This is a genomic window from Cellulosimicrobium sp. G4 BAM 1002 (assembly GCF_057126935.1).
Map to the genome: position 1 here is coordinate 1,027,164 of NZ_CP182109.1, position 19,049 is coordinate 1,046,212.

At 75.0% G+C, this 19,049-nt stretch carries 15 protein-coding genes; 3 read left to right on the plus strand and 12 right to left on the minus strand.

What is annotated here, in order from left to right:
• Position 1: 1 nt before the first annotated feature.
• Together ACMXGY_RS04735 and mgrA are read left to right on the plus strand one after the other, a co-directional pair.
• Complete coding sequence (locus ACMXGY_RS04735) at positions 2-1,027, plus strand: 3-oxoacyl-[acyl-carrier-protein] synthase III C-terminal domain-containing protein (RefSeq protein WP_483775734.1); 1,026 nt, start codon at positions 2-4, stop codon at positions 1,025-1,027.
• A 21-nt stretch (positions 1,028-1,048) separates the two neighbouring features.
• Entirely contained in the window at positions 1,049-2,101 is a 1,053-nt protein-coding gene (gene mgrA / locus ACMXGY_RS04740) for an L-glyceraldehyde 3-phosphate reductase (RefSeq protein ID WP_483775735.1), read from the plus strand.
• A gap of 43 nt (positions 2,102-2,144) precedes the next feature.
• Here mgrA and ACMXGY_RS04745 read toward each other — a convergent pair whose 3' ends face one another.
• From ACMXGY_RS04745 to ACMXGY_RS04785, 9 genes are all read right to left on the minus strand, one after another.
• Positions 2,145-3,134: an ornithine cyclodeaminase family protein gene (locus ACMXGY_RS04745; protein WP_483775736.1), complete on the minus strand. Its 990-nt coding sequence runs from the start codon at positions 3,132-3,134 to the stop codon at positions 2,145-2,147.
• 46 nt (positions 3,135-3,180) lie between these two features.
• The gene (locus tag ACMXGY_RS04750; RefSeq protein ID WP_483775737.1) at positions 3,181-4,107 is read right to left on the minus strand and encodes an ABC transporter permease; all 927 of its coding nucleotides are present in this window, start codon (positions 4,105-4,107) and stop codon (positions 3,181-3,183) included.
• Positions 4,104-5,348 carry an ABC transporter permease gene (locus tag ACMXGY_RS04755; protein ID WP_483775738.1) on the minus strand — a complete coding sequence of 415 codons (1,245 nt, stop codon included), beginning with the start codon at positions 5,346-5,348 and terminating at the stop codon, positions 4,104-4,106. The genes ACMXGY_RS04750 and ACMXGY_RS04755 overlap by 4 nt, the downstream gene beginning before the upstream one ends.
• A complete protein-coding gene (locus ACMXGY_RS04760) occupies positions 5,345-7,042 on the minus strand; it encodes an ABC transporter ATP-binding protein (RefSeq protein ID WP_483775739.1) in 1,698 nt (565 codons plus the stop codon). Before ACMXGY_RS04760 ends, ACMXGY_RS04755 begins: the two co-directional genes overlap by 4 nt.
• 47 nt (positions 7,043-7,089) lie before the next feature.
• A complete protein-coding gene (locus tag ACMXGY_RS04765; RefSeq protein ID WP_483775740.1) occupies positions 7,090-8,160 on the minus strand; it encodes a BMP family protein in 1,071 nt (356 codons plus the stop codon).
• Between the two features lie 150 nt (positions 8,161-8,310).
• Complete coding sequence (locus ACMXGY_RS04770) at positions 8,311-9,039, minus strand: GntR family transcriptional regulator (protein ID WP_483775741.1); 729 nt, start codon at positions 9,037-9,039, stop codon at positions 8,311-8,313.
• A gap of 9 nt (positions 9,040-9,048) precedes the next feature.
• Positions 9,049-10,386, minus strand: coding sequence for an RNA polymerase sigma factor (locus ACMXGY_RS04775; RefSeq protein WP_483775742.1), 1,338 nt, complete (start codon positions 10,384-10,386; stop codon positions 9,049-9,051).
• 32 nt (positions 10,387-10,418) lie between these two features.
• A complete protein-coding gene (locus tag ACMXGY_RS04780; RefSeq protein ID WP_483775743.1) occupies positions 10,419-10,856 on the minus strand; it encodes a YciI family protein in 438 nt (145 codons plus the stop codon).
• 128 nt (positions 10,857-10,984) lie between these two features.
• Positions 10,985-11,782: an ABC transporter ATP-binding protein gene (locus ACMXGY_RS04785; RefSeq protein WP_483775744.1), complete on the minus strand. Its 798-nt coding sequence runs from the start codon at positions 11,780-11,782 to the stop codon at positions 10,985-10,987.
• A 270-nt stretch (positions 11,783-12,052) separates the two neighbouring features.
• Between ACMXGY_RS04785 and ACMXGY_RS04790 the strand changes: the two genes are divergently transcribed.
• Positions 12,053-14,335, plus strand: coding sequence for a SpoIIE family protein phosphatase (locus ACMXGY_RS04790; RefSeq protein ID WP_483775745.1), 2,283 nt, complete (start codon positions 12,053-12,055; stop codon positions 14,333-14,335).
• A 59-nt stretch (positions 14,336-14,394) separates the two neighbouring features.
• Here the strand turns inward: ACMXGY_RS04790 and ACMXGY_RS04795 are convergent, their stop codons facing one another.
• The 3 genes from ACMXGY_RS04795 to ACMXGY_RS04805 form a co-directional block, all read right to left on the minus strand.
• Positions 14,395-14,868: an ATP-binding protein gene (locus tag ACMXGY_RS04795; RefSeq protein ID WP_483775746.1), complete on the minus strand. Its 474-nt coding sequence runs from the start codon at positions 14,866-14,868 to the stop codon at positions 14,395-14,397.
• The gene (locus ACMXGY_RS04800; protein WP_483775747.1) at positions 14,865-15,179 is read right to left on the minus strand and encodes an STAS domain-containing protein; all 315 of its coding nucleotides are present in this window, start codon (positions 15,177-15,179) and stop codon (positions 14,865-14,867) included. Before ACMXGY_RS04800 ends, ACMXGY_RS04795 begins: the two co-directional genes overlap by 4 nt.
• Before the next feature lie 172 nt (positions 15,180-15,351).
• Positions 15,352-18,960: an Ig-like domain-containing protein gene (locus ACMXGY_RS04805; protein ID WP_483775748.1), complete on the minus strand. Its 3,609-nt coding sequence runs from the start codon at positions 18,958-18,960 to the stop codon at positions 15,352-15,354.
• Between the last annotated feature and the right edge of the window lie 89 nt (positions 18,961-19,049).

Genomic DNA, 19,049 nt, shown 5'->3' on the forward strand with positions numbered 1-19,049 from the left:
CATGCTCACTCCCGCCACCGGTGCGGCCGGGTCGCGCCTCCTCGGCCTCGGTCACTTCCAGCCCGAGAAGATCCTCACGAACGACGACGTCGCGCAGCTCGTCGAGACGAACGACGAGTGGATCCGCTCGCGCACCGGGATCGTCACGCGCCACGTCGCGGACGACGACACGACGGTCGCGGACATGGCCACCGCCGCGGCACGGCACGCCCTGGAGGACGCGGGGGTCGAGGCCGGCGAGGTGGACCTCGTGATCGTCGCGACGGCGACCGCGACCGACCGCTCGCCGAACACCGCCGGGCGGGTCGCGTACCACCTGCGCACCGGCGTCATGCCGGGCCAGTCCACGCCCGAGGAGGCGTCCGAGCTCGACCTGCGCGGCGTCGTCGGGCCGGCCGTGCTCGACGTCAACGTCGCGTGCTCGGGCTTCGCGCACTCCGTCGCCCTCGCCGACCAGGCGATCCGCGCCGGGTCGGCGCGCACGGCCGTCGTCGTCGGCGCCGAGAAGCTCACCGCGTTCACCGACTGGACCGACCGCAGCACGTGCATCCTCACCGCCGACGGCGCGGGCGCGGCGGTGCTGCGCGCGACGGACGAGCCCGGCGTCGGGCCCGTGGCGTGGGGGTCCGAGCCCGACCTCACGCCCGCGGTGCTCATCGAGTCCCCTGAGGACAAGTTCGCCCAGGACGGTCGCGCCGTCTTCAAGTGGGCCATCACCCGCGCCGCCGAGCGCGCACGACTGGTGGTCGAGCGGTCGGGCGTCTCGCTCGACGACATCGAGGTGCTCGTCGCCCACCAGGCCAACCTGCGCATCATCGAGCCGCTCGCCAAGTCGCTCGGCCTCGACGCCAAGATCGTCGTCACCGACATCGTCGAGTCCGGCAACACCTCCGCAGCGTCCATCCCGCTCGGGCTCTCCAAGTGGTGGCACGCCGGCAAGATCCCTGCGGGCGTCCCTGCGCTGCTCTTCGGCTTCGGCGGTGGGTTCGCGTGGGCCGGCCAGGTCGTGGAGACGCCCTCGCGCTGAGCAGTGTGAAAGCCTGAACCCATGCCTCTCACCCCGCGCTACGTCGCCGCCGACGACCGGTACGACACCATGACCTACCGCCGCACAGGTCGCAGCGGCCTCGACCTGCCCGCGATCTCGCTCGGCCTGTGGCACAACTTCGGTGACGTGAACCCGTTCGAGACGCAGCGCGCCGTGCTGCGCCGGGCGTTCGACCTCGGAGTCACGCACTTCGACCTCGCGAACAACTACGGCCCGCCGTACGGCTCGGCGGAGGAGAACTTCGGCCGCCACCTCGCCCAGGACCTCGGCGCGTACCGCGACGAGCTCGTCATCTCCTCCAAGGCGGGCTACGACATGTGGCCCGGGCCGTACGGCGACGGCGGCTCGCGCAAGTACCTGCTGTCGTCGCTCGACCAGTCGCTCCAGCGCATGGGCCTCGACTACGTGGACGTCTTCTACCACCACCGCCCGGACCCGAGCACGCCGCTCGAGGAGTCCATGCGGGCGCTGCACGACGCCGTCCAGCAGGGCAAGGCGCTGTACGTCGGCGTCTCGAACTACTCGCCGTCCCGCACGCGCGAGGCCGCGCGCATCCTCGCGGACCTCGGGACGCCGCTGCTCATCCACCAGCCCAGCTACTCGATGCTCAACCGCCACGTGGAGGACGCGACGCACGAGGACCGTTACGACGGCGTCCAGAGCGAGTCGCTGCTCGACGTCGTCGGCGACCTCGGCGTCGGGACGATCGTCTTCTCCCCGCTCCAGCAGGGACTGCTCACCGACCGCTACCTCTCCGGGGCCGCCCCCGAGGGGTCGCGGGCGGCTCGTCCCGACTCGCCGTTCCTCTCGGCGGACAACCTGGACGAGGACTACCTCGCCACGGCCCGGGCGCTGAACGAGGTCGCGCAGGGCCGCGGGCAGTCGCTCGCGCAGCTCGCGCTCGCCTGGGTGCTGCGCGACGAGCGCGTCACCTCCGCGCTCGTCGGCGCGAGCAGCGTCCGCCAGCTCGAGAACAGCATCGCCGCGCTCTCCGCACCTGCGCTCACGGACGACGAGCTCGCCGCCGTCGAGCGGGCGCTCGCGCCGAGGTAGAACCCCCGCGGCGCACCAACGGTTCTCCCTCGTGCGGTCGGGCTCAGGCCGACAGCTCGAGGGAGAGGCCGCGACCGGCGGCGCGTGCAGCGTCCACGAGGAGGCGGCCGATCGCTACGTCGAGCAGCCCGAGGCCGACCGAGTCGAACAGCGTGACCTCGTCGGGCGTCCGCCGGCCGGACGCGCGCCCGGTGACGACGTCGCCCAGCTCGAGCCGGCACGCGGACTCGTCGATCGCGCCCTCGGCGATCGCGAGGAGCGCGTCGCCGGACTCGTGCAGCGCGGTCGAGACGGAGTCGACGACGACGCGCGCCCGGGCCATCGCCTCGCCGTCGACCTCGCGGTGGTCGGGGCGGGGCGGCGCCCCGACCACGTTGACGTGCAGCCCGGGGTGGAACCACGCGCCGCGCACGACGGGCTCGCGCGCGGGCGTGAGCGTGCACACGACGTCGGCCGACCCGACGGCGCTCGCGGGCGAGTCGACGCGTGTCACCTTGAGGTCGGGGTGACGCTCCGCCGTCCGCTCGACGAAGGTGCGCACGGTCGCGTCCGAGCGCGACCAGACGAGCACGTGCTCGAGCGGGCGGACGTGCAGGATCGCGCTGACGTGCTCGAGCGCGAGGCCGCCCGCCCCGACGAGGCCGAGCACCCGCGCGTCGGGCCGCGCGAGCCAGCGTGTGGCGACCGCGCTCGCCGCAGCGGTCCGCAGGCGGGTGGGCAGCCCCCCGTCGAGCACCGCGACGGGCTCGCCGGTCGTCGCGTCGGCGAGCACGAGGACCGAGCGCTGCGCGGGGAGCCCGTGCTCGCGGTTCGCGGGGATGTCGGCGAGGAGCTTCGACCCCGCGAGCCCGGTGCGCGGCGAGACGGCGGTCATCGGCAGGAAGTGCGCCCGGTCGTCGACGGCCGCGACGGCGAGGGGTGCCTGCGCCGCCGTCCCGTCGGCGAGGTCGGCGAACGCCTGCTCGACGACGTCGATCACCTGCGCGGGCGTGACGAGCCCGGCGAGGTCGGAACGGGTGAGGACGAGCGGCACGGGGCCTCCTGAGATAGCACGGGCGGGGGGTGGGGCAGGCGTGAGGTCAGGTCGCGCGACCGAGGCGGACGAAGGGTGTCGTGAGCGCGCTGGGCGGGCGGCTGTGGGTCACGAACCCGGCGACGGCGAGCAGCGCGAGGACGTAGGGGAGCATGACGAGCAGGGCGAACGGCACGTCGACGCCGAGCGCGGGCAGCGTGAACTGCAGCGCCTGCGCGAGGCCGAAGACGAGCGCGGCGACCGCCACGCCGACGGGCCGCCAGCTGCCGGCGATCACGGCCACCACCGCGAGGTAGCCGACGCCGGCGGTCATGTTGTCGGTGAACGTGCGCACCTCGGACAGCGCGAGCTGCGTGCCGGCGAGCCCGGAGAGGAGGCCGACGACGAGGACCGCGGCGAACCGGACGCGCGGCACGCCGATGCCCGAGCGGTCGGCGCTCGCGGCGTCCTCCCCGACGGCGTCGACCGCGAGCCCCCAGCGGGTGCGCCGGGACGTGAGCACGGCGAGGAGCACGACTGCGGCGAGCAGGGCGTAGGCGAGGCCCGTCTGCCGGAAGAGCGCGGGCCCGACCACGGGGATCTGCGACAGGACCGGGATCGCGACGCGCTCGAACCCCGGGACCTCGGTCCCGCGCTCGAGGAGCAGGCGCGCACCGAACGTCGTGCCGGCGAGCGCGAGCGCGTTGGCGGCGATGCCGGTGACGATCTGGTCGGCGCGCAGCGTGACGCTGAGGACGGCCTGGAGCACGCCGACCAGGAGGCCGGCGAGCGCACCGCACGCGACCCCGACGAGGGCCGAGCCGCTCGACGTCGCGCCCACGACCGCGGCGAACGCGCCGGTGAGCATCATGCCCTCGACGCTCATGGTGAGGACGCCGGCACGTTCCCCGACGAGCTCGCCGCTCGCGGCGACGAGGATCGGGACGCACAGCGCGACGCTCGCGACGAGCAGGTCGGTCAGCGTGGGGATCATGGTGCGGCCTCCGGACGGGGAGCGGGGGACGGGCGCGCCCGGCGCACGCGCCGCACCGACCAGATCGCGGTGCCGGCGACGCCGAGGATGACGAGGCTCTCGGTGATCTGCGTGATGGACGCCGGGACGCCGGCGGCGAGCTGGAGGTTGATCCCGCCCGAGACGAGGAACCCGAGGGCGGTCGCGATGCCCGCCGCGGCCGCGAACGAGCCGCGCGCGAGGAGGCCCACGACCAGGCCCGAGAACCCGTACCCGGACGACAGCCCGTCGTCGAGCACGTGCGGCGCGGAGGCGACGAGGACGCCGCCCGCGAGTCCCGCGGTCGCTCCGGCGGTCGACAGCGCCGAGAAGCGCAGCCGGTCGACGGGCAGGCCCAGGCGCAGCGACGCCGCGCGCGACTGCCCGACGGCGGCGAGCCGTACGCCGGTCGCGGTGCGCCGCAGCACGACCGACGCGACGAGCGCGGCGGCGAGCGCCAGCACGACGGCCACGGTCGCGGGCGACCCCGGCACGCCGAGCAGGGGCAGGTGCGCCGCGTCGACGAGCGGCGAGGACTGCGGGAGGGTCTCCGAGCTGGTCACGGGCTGGCGCAGGAGCGCCTCCTCGTGGACGGCGAGGACGAGCACGGCGGCGCCGACGAAGTTGAGGAGCAGCGTGGTGATGACCTCGCTCACGCCCCGGCGCACGGCCAGCCACGCGGCGACCGACGCCCACGCCGCACCGCCGAGCGCGGCGACGAGGAGCACGAGGGGCAGCGCGAGGACGGCGGGGAGCGACGGCGGCAGCGTGGTCCCGACGGCGGTGGCGGCGACCGCGCCGGCGCAGATCTGGCCCTCGCCGCCCACGTTGACGAGCCCGGCGCGGTGGGCGACGAGGAAGCCCGTCGCGACGAGCAGGAGCACCGCCGCGACGTTGACTGAAGAGCCGATCGCGTACGGCGTGCCGACCATGCCCTCCCACAGCGCGGACGCCGCCTCGGCGGGCGTCGCGCCGGCGAGGGCGGCGAGCGCCGCGCTCACGGCGAGCGCACCGAGCACGGCGGCGACCGGGACGAGGACGGGGGCGAGGGCGCGGACCCGTTCGCCGGTGGTGCGGGCCGGGCGGCGGGCGGGCCGGCCGGCAGGGTCCCGACGTGCGGATCTGCCGTGCGGCGGCGGTCCCGGCGGCGCCGCCCGGTGCGATCCGGGCGCCGTCGTGACGACACCGTGGACGACGCCCGTCCGGGCGGTGGGGGCGGTCATGCGGAGGCTCCCGTCATGAGCTGGGCGACGCGGTCGCGCGCGCCGGGGTCGGTGGTGGGGACCGGGCCGCGCAGCGCGCCCCGGTAGGCGACGTGGACGCGGTCGCACAGCACGAGCAGCTCGGACAGCTCGCTCGACACGACGAGCACCCCGATCCCGGCGGCGGCCGCGGCGCGCAGGTGCGCGACGACCGCGTCGACCGCGCCGAGGTCGAGCCCGCGCGTCGGCTGCGCGGCGACCACGCAGCGCAGCGGGTCGAGGCTCAGTTCGCGCGCGAGCACGGCCTTCTGCTGGTTGCCGCCGGACAGCGAGGAGACCGGGGCGTCGAGGCTCGCGGCCCGCACGTCGAAGCGTCGCGCGAGGTCGGTGGCCGCCGCGCGCATCGCCCGCCGGTCGAGGAGGCCGAACCGGCGGAAGCGGCGCAGGCGCCCGAGGAGGAGGTTCGTGGTGACGCTGAGCGTGGTCACGACGGCCTCGTGGTGGCGGTCCTCGGGCACGACGCCGAGCCCGAGCGCGGTCCGACCGCCGGGCCGAGCTCGCGTGACGTCGACGCCGTCGAGGAGGACCAGGCCCGCGGTGGGTACCGCCGCACCCGAGAGCGCGGCGACGAGCTCGCTCTGCCCGTTGCCCTCGACGCCGGCGATGCCGACGATCTCGCCGGGCCGCACGACGAGGTCGACCGCGTCGACCCGCCGCGCGCCGTCCGGACCGTCGACCACGAGCCCGCGGACGTCGAGCACCGCCGGTCCCGCGTGGGCTGCGGCGGGGTGCTCGCCGGAGCGCTCCGCGGTGTGCTCCTCCGGGGCGGCGACCGGTCCCGTGACGCCGACGCTCGCGGCGAGGACCGGGTCGAGGCTCGACGCGTCGCGACCGACCATGAGCGCGACGAGGTCGGTGGCGGCGAGCCGTTCGCCTTCGGGGGCCGGGTCGGGCCGACCGGTGCCGGAGCGGCCCGCGTCGCGAGCCAGGACGCCGGTCCCGACCACGCGCCCGCCGCGCAGGACCGTCGCGCGGTCGCCGACGCGCATGACCTCGGCGAGCTTGTGCGTGATGAGCACGACGGCGGTCCCCGCGTCCGCGACGCGGCGGCACGTCGCGAGCAGCCTGTCGATCTCGTCGGGCCCCAGGACGCCCGTGGGCTCGTCGAGCAGGAGGAGCCGGGGGCGGTCGAGGAGCGCCTTGACGATCTCGACCTGCTGGCGCGCACCGACCGTCAGCGTCCCGACCCGTGCGCCCAGGTCGACGCGCAGGCCGAGCGTCTGCTCGATCTCGGTGAGCCGCGTCGCGAGCCCGCGGCGGTCGGGGCGCAGCCCCCGCCCGCCACCCCGGCCGAGGAGCAGGTTCTCCTCGACGGTCAGCGTCGCGACGAGCGAGAAGTGCTGGTGCACCATGGCGACGCCGTGCGCGAGGGCGTCCGCGGGCGAGGCCGGCGCGTAGGCCTCGCCCGCGAGCAGGACCTCACCCGACGTCGGCCGGAGCGCGCCGAACACGATGTTGCACAGCGTGGACTTGCCGGCGCCGTTCTCGCCGAGCACGCAGTGCACCTCGCCGGGCGCGACCTCGAGGTCGACCGCGTCGAGCGCCGTGTGGGTGCCGAAGACCCGGGTCACGTCGCGCAGGACGAGCGCCGGTGACGCGGGCTGTGCGTCGGGCACGTCGAGCGCCGCCGCGCCCGCGGGGAACGTCGTGGGCATGAGGACTCCGTCCGGTGGGGGAGGTCGGGATCGTGGCGCGGGGTGCGTCAGTACGGGGTGACCGCGCCGCTCGCGACGGACTCGGTGATCTCGTCGATCGTGGCGACGGTCTCGGGGTCGTCCGTGCACACGACGAGCTCGGTGCCGCCCAGGTCGCTCGTCAGCCCGAACGGGACCTGCGCCGCCTCCCACGTCCCGTCGAGGACGGAGCGGACGGCGTGCTCGACCTCGGTGCCGACGTCGGTGCGCACGAATCCGACGTAGGGGCCGCCGTCCGTGCACTCACCGGGGATCGGGCCCCCGACCATCGACGCGCCCGCGTCCTTCGCGGCCTGCTCGATGCCCTGCTTGCCGAGGTTGACGATCTGCCCGACGACATCGACGCCCACACCGAAGTTGGCGGCGGCGGCCTGCTTGGCCTTGGCCGGGTCGTTGAAGTCGCCGAGGAACTGGGGTGTCACGACCGTCGTCCCGGGCACGGCGGCCTCCGCGCCGTTCGCGAACGCGACCGACGCGTTGACGATCGCGGGCAGCTCGACGCCTCCGATGAACCCGACCTTGCCCGTGGTGGACGACAGCGCGGCGAGCGCGCCGGAGAGGTACTCCGCCTCGGCCTGCTGCGGGTCGTAGTAGGCGAGGTTCTCGAGCGGCTCGGCGTCGGCCGGGCCGCCGATCTCGACGAACGTCACGTCGGGGAACTGGGGCGCGACCTTGCGCAGGTCCGCGTCGGTCTGGCCGCCGACCGAGACGACGAGGTCCGACGTGCTCGCGAAGCGCACCAGCGTCTGCTCGTAGTCGGCCGCGGCGACCTCCTCCACGAACGACAGCTCGACCTCGTCGCCGAGCTCCTCCTCGAGCCGCTGGTAGCCGAGGTAGGCGGACTGCATGAATCCGGTGTCGGACGTCGAGCCGGGCAGGAACACGCCGACCCGCAGCGGCTCCTCGTCGCCCGCGTCGGTGCCGGTGCCGGCCTCGGTGGGCGTGCTGCAGGCAGCGAGGGCCACGAGGCTCGCGGCGGAGAGGGCCGCGACGGCTGCGCCGCGGAACGGGCGGTCACGGTGTCGCTGGACGCGGGCGGCGGGGCCGGACGGGACGGCGGTGGAGCGGGTGCTGCGCATGGGTCCTCCTGGTCGAGTTAGTGGTATACCACTAAGCCTCGAGTGTGGGGACGCCATGTTTCGGGGGTGTCAACCGACCGTAAATCGTGCGTGACCGATCGGGGTGGAACCGTCCTCGGGACGCGCACCCACGTGCCGCGCGGTCGCGGCTCAGCGCGGCCGGGGCGCTCGGTTGCGCGTGCGCGTCGCCGCGACGGGGTCGATCGGTGCCGACGCCCACGTCTCGGCTAGGGCGAGGCTCGGCTCGCGCCCCGACGCGACGTGCTGCGCCGCGAGCGCCGCGACCCCGTCCTCGTCGCGTGCCTCGATCGCCGCGAGCATCGCGGCGTGCTCCTCGCACTGCTCGCGCGTGTCGCGCTGCTTCGTGAGATGGAAGAGCCACCGCACGCGGGCGTCGAGCGGGGCGAGCATCGAGCGCAGGAGCGGGTTCCCGCACGCGGTCACGACGGCGGCGTGGAAGCCTGCGTTGGCGGCGGCGGTCGCGGCGTCGTCGTGCGCGGCGAGCGCCGTGCGCGCGGCGTCGACCGAGGCGCGCATCACGGCGAGGTCCGCCTCCGAGCGGCGGAGCGCCGCGAGCCGGAAGGCGAGCACCTCGACGCTCTCGCGCACCTCGAACAGGTGCTCGACGTCGTCGCGCGTGAAGGGCGCGACGAGCGCGCCCTGCCTCGGCACGAGGACGACCAGTCCCTCGCTCTCGAGCAGCTGCAGGGCTTCGCGCAGGGGGACGCGGGAGACCCCGAGCTCGGTCGCGAGCTCACGCTCCACGAGCCTCTGCCCCGGGTGCAGGTCGAGCCCGATGATGCGGTTCTTGAGCGCCTCGTACGCCACCTCGCGCAGCGACGGGCGGGCGTCGTCGGGCGCGGGAGGCGTCGTGGTCACGCCCTGATCCTAGGGAGCGGCCCGCTCCGCCGCGCCCGCCGCTCGTTCGAGCAGCAGCTGACGCTCGTGCCGGGTCGGGGCGAGGCCCGCGGCGCGCTCGAGCACGTCCGCCGCCTCGGCATGGCGGCCGAGCCGTACCAGGACGTCGCCCCGCACGGCGCCGTACAGGTGGTGGCGTGCGAGGCGCGGGTCGTCCGCGACGCCGTCGAGCACGACGAGCGCCGCCTCGGGGCCGTCCGCGAAGCCCACCGCGACCGCCCGGTTGAGCTCGACGACGGGGGAGGGCGCCACGGACGCGAGCGCGTCGTAGAGCGCGACGATCGCCTCCCAGTCGGTGTGCGCCCACGTCGCCGCGCGCGCGTGGCACGCCGCGATCGCCGCCTGCAGCGAGTACGGTCCGAGCGGCTTGCCCGCGCGCGTGCCCAGCGCGAGGGCGCGGTCGAGGGCCGCGAGCCCGTGCGTGATCAGCAGCCGGTCCCACCGGGAGCGGTCCTGGTCCTCGAGGAGGACGGGCTCGCCGTCGGGTCCTGTCCGTGCGGCGAACCGCGACGCCTGCAGCTCCATGAGCGCGACGAGGCCGTGCACCTCCGGTTCGCCGGGCAGGAGACCCGCAAGGACCCGCCCGAGGCGCATCGCGTCCTCGGCGATGCCGCGGCGCACCCACGCGTCACCGGACGTCGCGGAGTACCCCTCCGTGAAGACGAGGTAGACGACCTCCAGGGCCGCCGGCACGCGGGACGGCAGCTCGTCGGCCTGCGGGACCTCGAACGGGACGTTCGCCTCCGCGAGCGTGCGCTTGGCGCGCGACACGCGCTGGCCCACCGTCGCCGACGGGACGAGGAACGCCCGGGCGATCTCGTCCGTCGTCAGGCCCCCGACGAGCCGCAGCGTGAGCGCCACCCGGGAATCCCGGGGCAGCACCGGGTGGCACGCCACGAGGACCAGCGCGAGCAGGTCGTCGCCCACGGGGTCCTCGACGATCGCGTCGGGTGCGGGGACGGACCCGACGAGGACGGCGCCGCCGTCGCCCGGGTGGGCGACCGCCGTCGTGCCGCGGGCCCCGCGACCGGGCGCGGCGAGGTCCGCCGCGAGCCGCGCGTACTTCTCGTCGCGCGTGCGCTCGCGGCGGACCAGGTCGACGGCACGTCGCCGGGCGACGGTCGTCAGCCAGGCGCCCGGATTGTCCGGGACACCCTGCTCGGGCCACTGCTCGAGAGCGGCGACGAACGCCTCCTGCGCGACCTCCTCGGCGAGGCCGACGTCGCGCAGCGTCCGGGCGAGCCCTGCGACGAGGCGCGGTGACTCGATGCGCCACACGGCCTCGACCGTGCGGGAGACGTCGGTCATCGTCGTGCCTGACCCTCGCGGCCCAGCGGCCCTCAGGAGCCCTGCTGCGCGCGGATCTGCTCCTCGAGCCGCGCGTCCTTCTCGCGCTGCTCCGGCGTGTACTCGGCGCCGAAGTCCTCGATCTCGAAGATCGGCCGGATCTCGAGCACCTCCTCGAGCCCGAGGCTCGGGTCGCTCGGGCACTTCTTCGCCCACTCGACGGCCTCCTCGAGCGAGGACACCTGCCAGATCCAGTACCCGGCGACGATCTCCTTGGACTCGGTGAACGGCCCGTCGACGACGGACGTCTCGCCGCCGCTGAAGACGACGCGGGCGCCCTTGGCCGTGGGCTGCAGGCCCTGGCCGTCGAGCATGATGCCCGCCTTGACGAGCTCTTCGTTGTACGCGCCCATCTGGGCGAGCATCTCCTGCGTCGGGGCGATCTTGTCCTCGTCGACACCGGCGCCCTTGATCATGACCACGACTCGCATGACGTCTCCTCCTCGGTGAGTGCCTCTCGACCGTAGTGTCGTGGAGGCGGGTTCACCAGGACGTCGGACGGCGCACCCCGGTTTTCGACACGCTCGTCGAAGAACTTTCTCCGGGCCACGGCCCGTGCTCAGCGGAAGCGCTGGACGGCGAGCGGCGCCGCCTCGGCGAGGCCGCGGACGGCCGGGTGGTCCGACCCCGGAGCCGCGCCGGAGAAGACGTCCCGCAGCGCGCCCGACGCGACGAACGTCCCGTCCGCGAGCACGTGGACGGTGGGGCACAGGCGCTCCACGAGCTCCAGGTCGTGGGACACGAGGAGAACCGCCGTGCCGAGCTCCGCGGTCGCCTCGCCGAGGCGGCGCACGACGTCGCCGCGCATCGCCGGGTCGACGGCGGTGAGCGGCTCGTCGAGCAGCAGGGCCCGGGGGCGGGTCGCGAGCGCGACGGCGAGCGCCACCCGCTGCTTCTCCCCGCCCGAGAGCGAGTGGACGGTGCGCGGTGCGTAGCGCGGCTCGAGCGCGACGTCGCCGAGCAGGTCCTCGACGGACCGGCCGCTCGGCCGGCCCGCGCGCCGCGCGTCCTTGAGCGCGGCGGCCAGCGTGCGGTCGACCGTCCAGCGCGGGTCGATGCCGATGCCGGCGAGGCCGTCCTGCGAGACGCGCCGGACGTCGGCGGTGAACTGCTTCTTGTCGCGGCGGGAGAGCTTGGTCACCGTGCGGCCCGCGTAGGTGACGTGGCCCGCCGTCGGGCGGACGAGCCCGACGAGCGCACGCACGACCGTCGACTTGCCGGCGCCCGACTCGCCGACGATCCCGACGGGCGTGGTGCCCGGCGTCACGTCGAGGTCGATGCCGTGGACGACGTCGGGCCCGCCGTAGCCCGCCGCGAGGCCGGTGGCGCGCAGGATCGGGGTCGTCGTCGTGCTCATGGGTCACCTTCAGGTCGGGTCGGGTCGCGGACGGTGCTCCGGGTCCCCGCACGTCCGACGAACGACGCTACCGCGGAGTTCCGTGGCGTCGCTCACGCCACGGCGCCGGGGCTCCGGACGCTCCGACGGGAAGACGGCCTCACGAGGGTCTCCCGCCCGCAGTACCGAGCGCGGTAGCCTGGGGCACTCGACTCGGATCCTCGAGACCAGGTGGTCCGTCGCGCTGCACCGCGGCTCGCTCGCGCGGGAGGCGACTCGGACGGAGGACCCATGACCAGGACGGTCGACGAGCCGGAGCTTCTCGCGCCCGGCGAGGCGGTGGACCTCGACAACTGCGCGCGCGAGCCCATCCATGTCCCCGGTCTCGTCCAGCCACGGGGCGTGCTGCTCGTCGTGCGCGAGGAGGACGGCGTGCTGCTGCAGGCGTCGGCGAACGCGGCGGGGTACGCCGGTACGCCGGTGACCGAGCTGCTGGGCCGGCCCCTCGCCCACGTCCTCGGAGAGGGTCCCGCCCGCCAGGTGCTCGACCACGCGGCGAGCGTCGGCGACCTCGCAGCGCGCAACCCCGTCACGCTGCACCTCGACGGACGGGACGGCCGGCCCCTGGAGGTCGACGCCGTGCTGCACCGGCCGACGCTCCCGCTTCGCGCCCCGGCCGCAGAGCCGGTGCTCGTCATCGAACTCGAGGTTGCGTCCGGCGCCCGCCCCCTGACCTTCCCGAACACCTACCTCGCGGTGCGGCACGCGCTGCGCGACCTCGAGCGTGCCGCGACCCTCGACGAGCTGTACGACGACGCCGCACGGCACGTGCGCGCGCTCACCGGGTTCGACCGGGTGATGATCTACCGCTTCGACGACGCCTACAACGGGGAGGTGGTCGCGGAGGCGCGCCGCGACGACCTGAACCCGTTCCTCGGGCTGCACTACCCGGCGTCGGACATCCCGCCGCAGGCGCGTGCCCTGTACGAGAAGAACTGGATCCGGCTCATCGCCGACGTCGACTACGAGCCGCAGCCGATCGTCCCGACCCTGCTCCCGACGACCGGCGCACCGCTCGACCTGACGTACTCCACGCTGCGCAGCGTGTCGCCCATCCATCTCGAGTACCTGCGCAACATGGGCGTCCGCGCGTCGATGTCGATCTCCCTGCTGCGCGACGGGCGGCTGTGGGGGCTCATCGCGTGCCACCACTACGCGGGGCCGCACGAGCCGCCCTACGAGGTGCGCACGGCCGCCGAGTTCCTCGGGTCGACGCTCTCGGTCCGCCTCGTCGCGCAGGCGGAGGACGAGCGCGAGGCGGAGGTGCGCCGGGCCGAGGGCGTCCTCGCGCACCTCGCGGCCGACAGTCGCGACGAGAGCGCGCCACTCGGCATCGCGCTCACGCGCTCGGGGTGGCTGCGACGGCTCGTCCGGGCCGACGGCGCCGTCGTCGTCGCGGAGGGCGGCCTGATCTCCGTGGGCAACGTGCCGGACGACGACGGCTGCCGTGCTCTCGTCGCCTGGGTCCTCGGCCACGACGAGGACCTCGTGTCGACCGACTCCCTCGTCCAGGATGCGCCGGACGTCGCGGCCCTCGCCCCCGACGTCGCCGGCGTGCTCGGGATCGTGCTGCCCGAGGGGCAGGTCGTGGTGTGGGTGCGCGACGAGGTGCTGCGCCACGTGGACTGGGGCGGCGACCCCCACAACAAGGCGATCGCGCTCGGCGAGGGCGAGACCGTCCGGCTGAGCCCGCGCAAGTCGTTCGAGCGCTGGCGCGAGGTCGTGCGCGGCCACAGCGCCCCGTGGACGGCGGACCAGGTCGACGTCGCCTCCTCCCTCCGCGGCCACCTCGTCGAGGCGCTGTACCTGCGGGGGCGCAAGGCCGTGCGGGCGACGGAGGAGCTGCAGCGCAGCCTCCTGCCGGCGTTCCTGCCCGACGTCCCGGGGTGGTCGCTGCGGTCGCGGTACGAGTCCGCGGGAACGGGCCTCGTCGGCGGCGACTGGTACGACGCCCTGGTCCTCCCGTCCGGCCGGGTCGCGCTCGTCGTCGGGGACGTCACCGGCCACGGGCTCCAGGCCGCGGCCACGATGAGTCAGCTCGGGACGACGCTGCGCGCCGCGCTGGTCGGCAGCGGGTCCGCCGTCGAGGCGGTGACGCGGCTCGCGGAGGTCGCGCGCTGGACGCTGCCCGGAGAGGTGGCGACCCTCGCCGTCGCCCTGCTCGACCCCACGACCGGCGTCGTGGAGCACGTCAGCGTGGGGCACCCCCCGCTGCTCGTCGTCGCGCACGACGGGACGACCACGTGGGCCGAGAGCGCGGGCGTCCCGCCGCTCGGGCTGGTGGACCGGGTACCGACCGCGCACGTGCTCCAGGTGCCTCGCGGGGGAGCCCTGGTGCTCTACAGCGACGGCCTCGTCGAGCGCCGGGGCGAGTCGATCCGGGACGGGCTCCGCCGCCTCGCGAGCGTCTTCTCCGAGCGTCCGGGCGTCGACGAGGACGGCATCGTCGCCGCGGCGCGGGATCCGCGCTCGGCCGACGACGCCACGCTGCTCGTGGTGCGTCGCGACCCGTGACGCGTGGTGCGTCGCGCGCCTGAGCCGGACGTGCCCGCCCGGCGGCCGGGCGGGCCGGGTCAGCCCGTGGTCAGGAGCGCGCTTCGGGCGCTCGCCCCGGCGCGGTAGACCGGGACGTCGAAGCGTGCCCACACGTGCTTCTCGCCCGCCCCGGAGCGGCACCACGCGACCGCGCTCGCCGCTCGCCGCGCGAGCACCAGGCCGAAGCCGCCCGCGCCCGGCGGCCGGCGCGCGGCGATCACGGGGGCGTCCGGCGAGTGGTCGACGACGTCCACGACGAGCTCACGGCCGTCGCTGAGCAGACGGACCCGCGTCGGGGGCATCCCGTGCCGCAGCGCGTTCGTGGCGAGCTCGCTCGCGACGAGCACGACGCGCTCGGGCGTGGCGTCGAGCGGGCGGTCCGGGGGGAGCGGCACCCCGGTGAGCATCCGGTGCAGCCCCTCTCGCAGCGTGGCCAGGTCGTCGAGGGCCGTGAGCTGCCAGGATCCGATCTCGACGAAGGTCGGCGGGACCTCGGCGAGGGCGATGCTCACGCGTCGTCCCGGATCTCGAAGAGCTCGGTGACGCCGCTGAGCTCGAGCAGGTCGCGGACACGGTGCGGGACGCGGACGAGCACGGGGGTCCCGGTGCCGGCCGTGGCCGCGTGGTACAGGAGCCGCAGGCCGCCAGAATCCATGAACGTCACCCCTCCGAGGTCGATGTGGATCCGCTCCCGGGCCGACTCGGCGAGGCGGACCAGCTCGTCCTCGCGACGCGCCTGCACCGACGCGTCGATCTCGCCCTGCATCTCCCAGCGCGTTCCGTCGTGCGTCGTCAGGACGTCTCCGCTGATCGTCGGGGTCACGTGGTGCGCTCCTCCTCGCCCCGGCACCGTACCGGGCACTCGGGACACGCTACGCGGACGCGGCGATCCTCGCTCGCGTGGCTCATGACGGTCCCGGTCGAACATCGTGAAGAACACCGGGCCCGGCCGAGGTCGCGGACGACGTCGACCGGGCCCGGTGCGAGGTTCTGCGTCAGCAGGTGCGCGCGCCGAACGCGACCTGCACCGGCTCGAACCGGTCGACCGTCACGACGGCCGTCCCGCCCGCGACGGACGTCGCGCGCGACGCGAACGACTGGTACGCGCTCGCGCCGGGGGCCACCGCGGCCACCGTGCGCGTGCCGTACGGCGTCGCGAGCGTCACGTCGAGCGTCGCGTCGCCGTCGTTCGTGGCGCGGACCGCGACGTAGACCTTGCCGGCGAGGCACCTCGTCTCGGCGACGACCGTCACCGGCGCCGCGCCCGCATCGGGCGTCCAGCGCAGGGCGTACGCCTGCTCCGTCCCGTCCTCGGCCGTGACGCGGACCGTCGTCGTGCCGGGCACGCCGTCGGCGGCCTCCACCGCGACCGTCGCGTACGGGTCGTGCGCGACCGCCTCGACGGCGGGCACCCCGCCCGTGACGGGCACGTCGTACGCCGTGACGGCCGGGTCGAACCCGGCGAGGGTCTCGTCGTCCACGGTGATGCCCGACGCCGTGACGTCGGTCCCCGTGCCCGGCACCTTGGCCAGGACCTCGATCTCGGAGACCACCATGTGCGTGCTGGCGCGTGCCGTGAGGACGACGCGCACGGAGGACGTCCGCACGTCCGCGGGGATCTCCACCGCCGGCGCCGGGCCGTCCGGCGACGCGTCCACCGTGACGGGCGCGCCGACGTCGGTCCACGTGCCGCCGACGAGCGCCTGGAGCCGGACGGACTGCGCCCAGCTCGCGCTGGACCCGTCCTTCCAGAACCGGGTCACGACGCCCGTGACGTCCCTGTCGGCCGGGAGCGCGACGGTGAGCGTGTCGGACGTCCGCTTGGTGCCGGACACCCAGTTCGACCACGACTTGTCGGTGAGGTTGCCGTTGACGACGTCCCCGACGGAGTAGCCCGGCTCGGTGAACGTCGCGCTCGCGGTCGTGCCCGCGGCGAGCGCGCCGTTGGCGGACGCGGCCTCGGTCACCTGGACCCGGACGGTCGCCGGGAGCGTGGCCCCCGCTCCGGCGTCGGCCGTGCCCGTGAGCTCGACGACCCCGACGGCGTCGTAGGCGCCCGCAGGAGCGTCGTCCCAGGCCACCGGGCGCTGGACCTCCGCGCCGCCCGCGGCGACCGCAGTGACGGTCGTGGGGAGGGCAGGCGTGCCGCCCGCGTACGCCTTGGCCCGCGCGGGGAGCGTCGAGGTGAGCTCGTCGACGACGACGGTCGCCGTCGCGGCGACCTCGCCGCCGGTCGGCGTGGCCACGGTCCCCGTCACCTCGACGGTGCCGGGCTCGGCCCACGCGTCGTCGTCCGGCACGTCCCACGTCACGGGGAGCGCGCCGCGCGCCCCGTCGCGGTAGACGGGCGTGACGGTCGTGGGCAGCTCGGGCGCGGTGCCCGGCGTCGTGAACGCCTGGACGGGCTCGGTGCCGAGGACCGTCTCGTCGACGATCCGCCAGCGCTGGTTCACGCCGGAGTTCGCGAGGTACGTGCCCACGGGGGACCCGTCGGCCGTCGCCTGGCCGCCGACCTCGAGGAGGGTCTTCGAGGACGCGTTGACGAGCGTGTAGGTGCCGTCGCCGGTCGTCGAGAGGATCCACTGCGCGGCGAGCGGGGTGTCGGCGACGTCGGCGGGCGCGTCCTGGAGGACGGCGGACGTGTCGGCCGCGACGGCGAGCTGGCGGCCCGTGGCCCCGTTCGTCACGGCGTAGCGCGTCCGGTGCGTGCCGGAGCCCTCGGAGGCGCCGAGCGCCGTGAGCTCCCACGCCTGCTCCGCGACCGGCGCGTCGGTACGGATCACGACGCCCGTGCCCGATGCGGACGGCGCGAGCGAGCGGTCCGCCTGGACGCCGTCGAGGCGGTACGCGTGGCCGTCCTGGACGAGCGCCGCGTCGTCCGCGACGCCGGAGACGCCGTCGACGACGAACGTCGTCACCGACTCGGCCGGCACGACGAGCGTCGCGCTCGGACCGGCGCCGTCCTCGGCGCCCGGCGTGACGGGCACCGGCTCGCCCTCGACGAGGTAGCCGGCCGTGCTCGTGACCACGGGGGTGACGGTCGCATCGGACCCGACCGCACCGAACTTCGACAGGTCGAGCGTCACGGCGCGCTCGGCCTTCGTGGCGTTCACGTGCACGACCGTCGCGGACGTGCCGTCGGCCGACACCGCGGCCGTGCTGCTGGCGTCGTCCGAGCGGATCAGCGAGTCGCCCGGCTCGATGTAGTGCGTGAAGTTCTGGGTCGCCCAGTACTTCGTGTTCGTGTAGATGGGGCACGTCTCGAGGGTGTCCGTGGCCGTGCAGTCGAACGGGATCTGGATCTCGCCCCAGTTCATGCCGTTCGCGCTCTCGCCGCCGGGCGCCATGTTGGCGTAGTCCTCGACCGGCTGCCAGAACACCCACGCGCTCGGCTCGAGCTCGCGCAGGTCGTCGACGATGTGCTGCGCGCTGCCGAGCCCGGACTCCATGGTCTCGAAGTCCTGGCCGGTCGAGCTCCAGTTGCCGCCGACCTCGCTCATCCACAGCGGCTTGTCCTCGCCCTTGGCGATGTCGCGGACCGTGGTCCGCTGCCCGGTGCCGTACGTGTGGACGTTGAGCTGGGACACCTGGTCGCGCACCGCCTGCGGGTAGGCGTTCCAGTTGGTCGCGAACGTGCCGGGGTTGGTCTCGTCCATCGCGGAGATCACGGCGTCGGTCGAGGAGCCCTCGAGCGCCGCGGCGAGCGCCGGGACGACCTGCGCCTGGAGCGCCGGGCCCATGTGGGCGCCCTCCTGGCGGCCCCCGGTCGGGTTGCCGTCGGAGCCGAGCTGGGTGCCCCAGTAGTTGGTGTTGGGCTCGTTGAACGGGTCGATCGTCGCGACGTCGATGCCGTGCGCGTCCTCGAGCCGTTCCGTGACGCCCACCATGTAGGCGGCGAAGTCGTCGATGCTCTCGGTCTTGAGCTGGTCCGCCGTGGAGCTGAACCCGCCCGAGACGTAGCCGCTCACGGTCATGAACCACGGCGGCGAGTTGCTGAACGTCTCCCAGTGGGTGACGTCGTCCTTGATGCGGTCGACCCACCAGCGCTGCGTCGCGTCCGCGTCCTCGTCCCAGTGGTCCGGGTTCGCGGGGTCCCACCAGTCGACGTCGGTGCGCGTGGTGCCCGCCGGCGCCTTCCACCAGCCGTCGACCGCGCCGCCGGCCCGCAGGTAGTCCGGCACGTCGGGGGCGTTGCCGCCGCCGACGTTGTAGCGCGCGATGTTGAGGTTGAGGCCCTCGTCGCCGAACACCATGTCCGCGAGCCGGTCGCGGATCTCGTCCGGGTAGCCGCCCGTGGCGTTGGCGAACCACACGAGGCTCGTGCCCCAGCCCTCGAACGGCGCGCCCGCGTACGACGGGTCGGGCGTCACGGTGACGCCGGGGACGTCCGGAGCGGCCGTCGTGCCGGTCGTCGGGGCCGTCGCGGCGGGTGCCGCCTGCGCGGGCAGCGCCGCGAGGGCGCACCCGGCGACGAGCGCCCCGGCCCCCAGGCCGGCGCCCAGGCGCCGGAGCGCCGGACGGGCGGACCGTCGTGGCGCTGTCGCGCGGTGCGGACCGCGTGGCCCACCCCGCGGGGTGGTGTCGTCGTACTCGGTCGGGCTCATCGCTGAGCCACCTCCTTCGCGTCGCTGCGAACCGGCTGCTGCACCGGGTGCGGGTCGTTCCCGCGGGGGTCTGTCTGCCGAGGTAGAGG

What these genes read in the sequence shown, in the direction of transcription:
- ACMXGY_RS04735 (WP_483775734.1), top strand. Translation starts at nt 2, where the DNA reads ATGCTCACTCCCGCCACCGGTGCGGCCGGGTCGCGCCTCCTCGGCCTC.
- mgrA (WP_483775735.1), top strand. Translation starts at nt 1,049, where the DNA reads ATGCCTCTCACCCCGCGCTACGTCGCCGCCGACGACCGGTACGACACC.
- ACMXGY_RS04750 (WP_483775737.1), bottom strand. Translation starts at nt 4,107, where the DNA reads ATGATCCCCACGCTGACCGACCTGCTCGTCGCGAGCGTCGCGCTGTGC.
- ACMXGY_RS04755 (WP_483775738.1), bottom strand. Translation starts at nt 5,348, where the DNA reads ATGACCGCCCCCACCGCCCGGACGGGCGTCGTCCACGGTGTCGTCACG.
- ACMXGY_RS04760 (WP_483775739.1), bottom strand. Translation starts at nt 7,042, where the DNA reads ATGCCCACGACGTTCCCCGCGGGCGCGGCGGCGCTCGACGTGCCCGAC.
- ACMXGY_RS04765 (WP_483775740.1), bottom strand. Translation starts at nt 8,160, where the DNA reads ATGCGCAGCACCCGCTCCACCGCCGTCCCGTCCGGCCCCGCCGCCCGC.
- ACMXGY_RS04775 (WP_483775742.1), bottom strand. Translation starts at nt 10,386, where the DNA reads ATGACCGACGTCTCCCGCACGGTCGAGGCCGTGTGGCGCATCGAGTCA.
- ACMXGY_RS04780 (WP_483775743.1), bottom strand. Translation starts at nt 10,856, where the DNA reads ATGCGAGTCGTGGTCATGATCAAGGGCGCCGGTGTCGACGAGGACAAG.
- ACMXGY_RS04785 (WP_483775744.1), bottom strand. Translation starts at nt 11,782, where the DNA reads ATGAGCACGACGACGACCCCGATCCTGCGCGCCACCGGCCTCGCGGCG.
- ACMXGY_RS04790 (WP_483775745.1), top strand. Translation starts at nt 12,053, where the DNA reads ATGACCAGGACGGTCGACGAGCCGGAGCTTCTCGCGCCCGGCGAGGCG.
- ACMXGY_RS04805 (WP_483775748.1), bottom strand. Translation starts at nt 18,960, where the DNA reads ATGAGCCCGACCGAGTACGACGACACCACCCCGCGGGGTGGGCCACGC.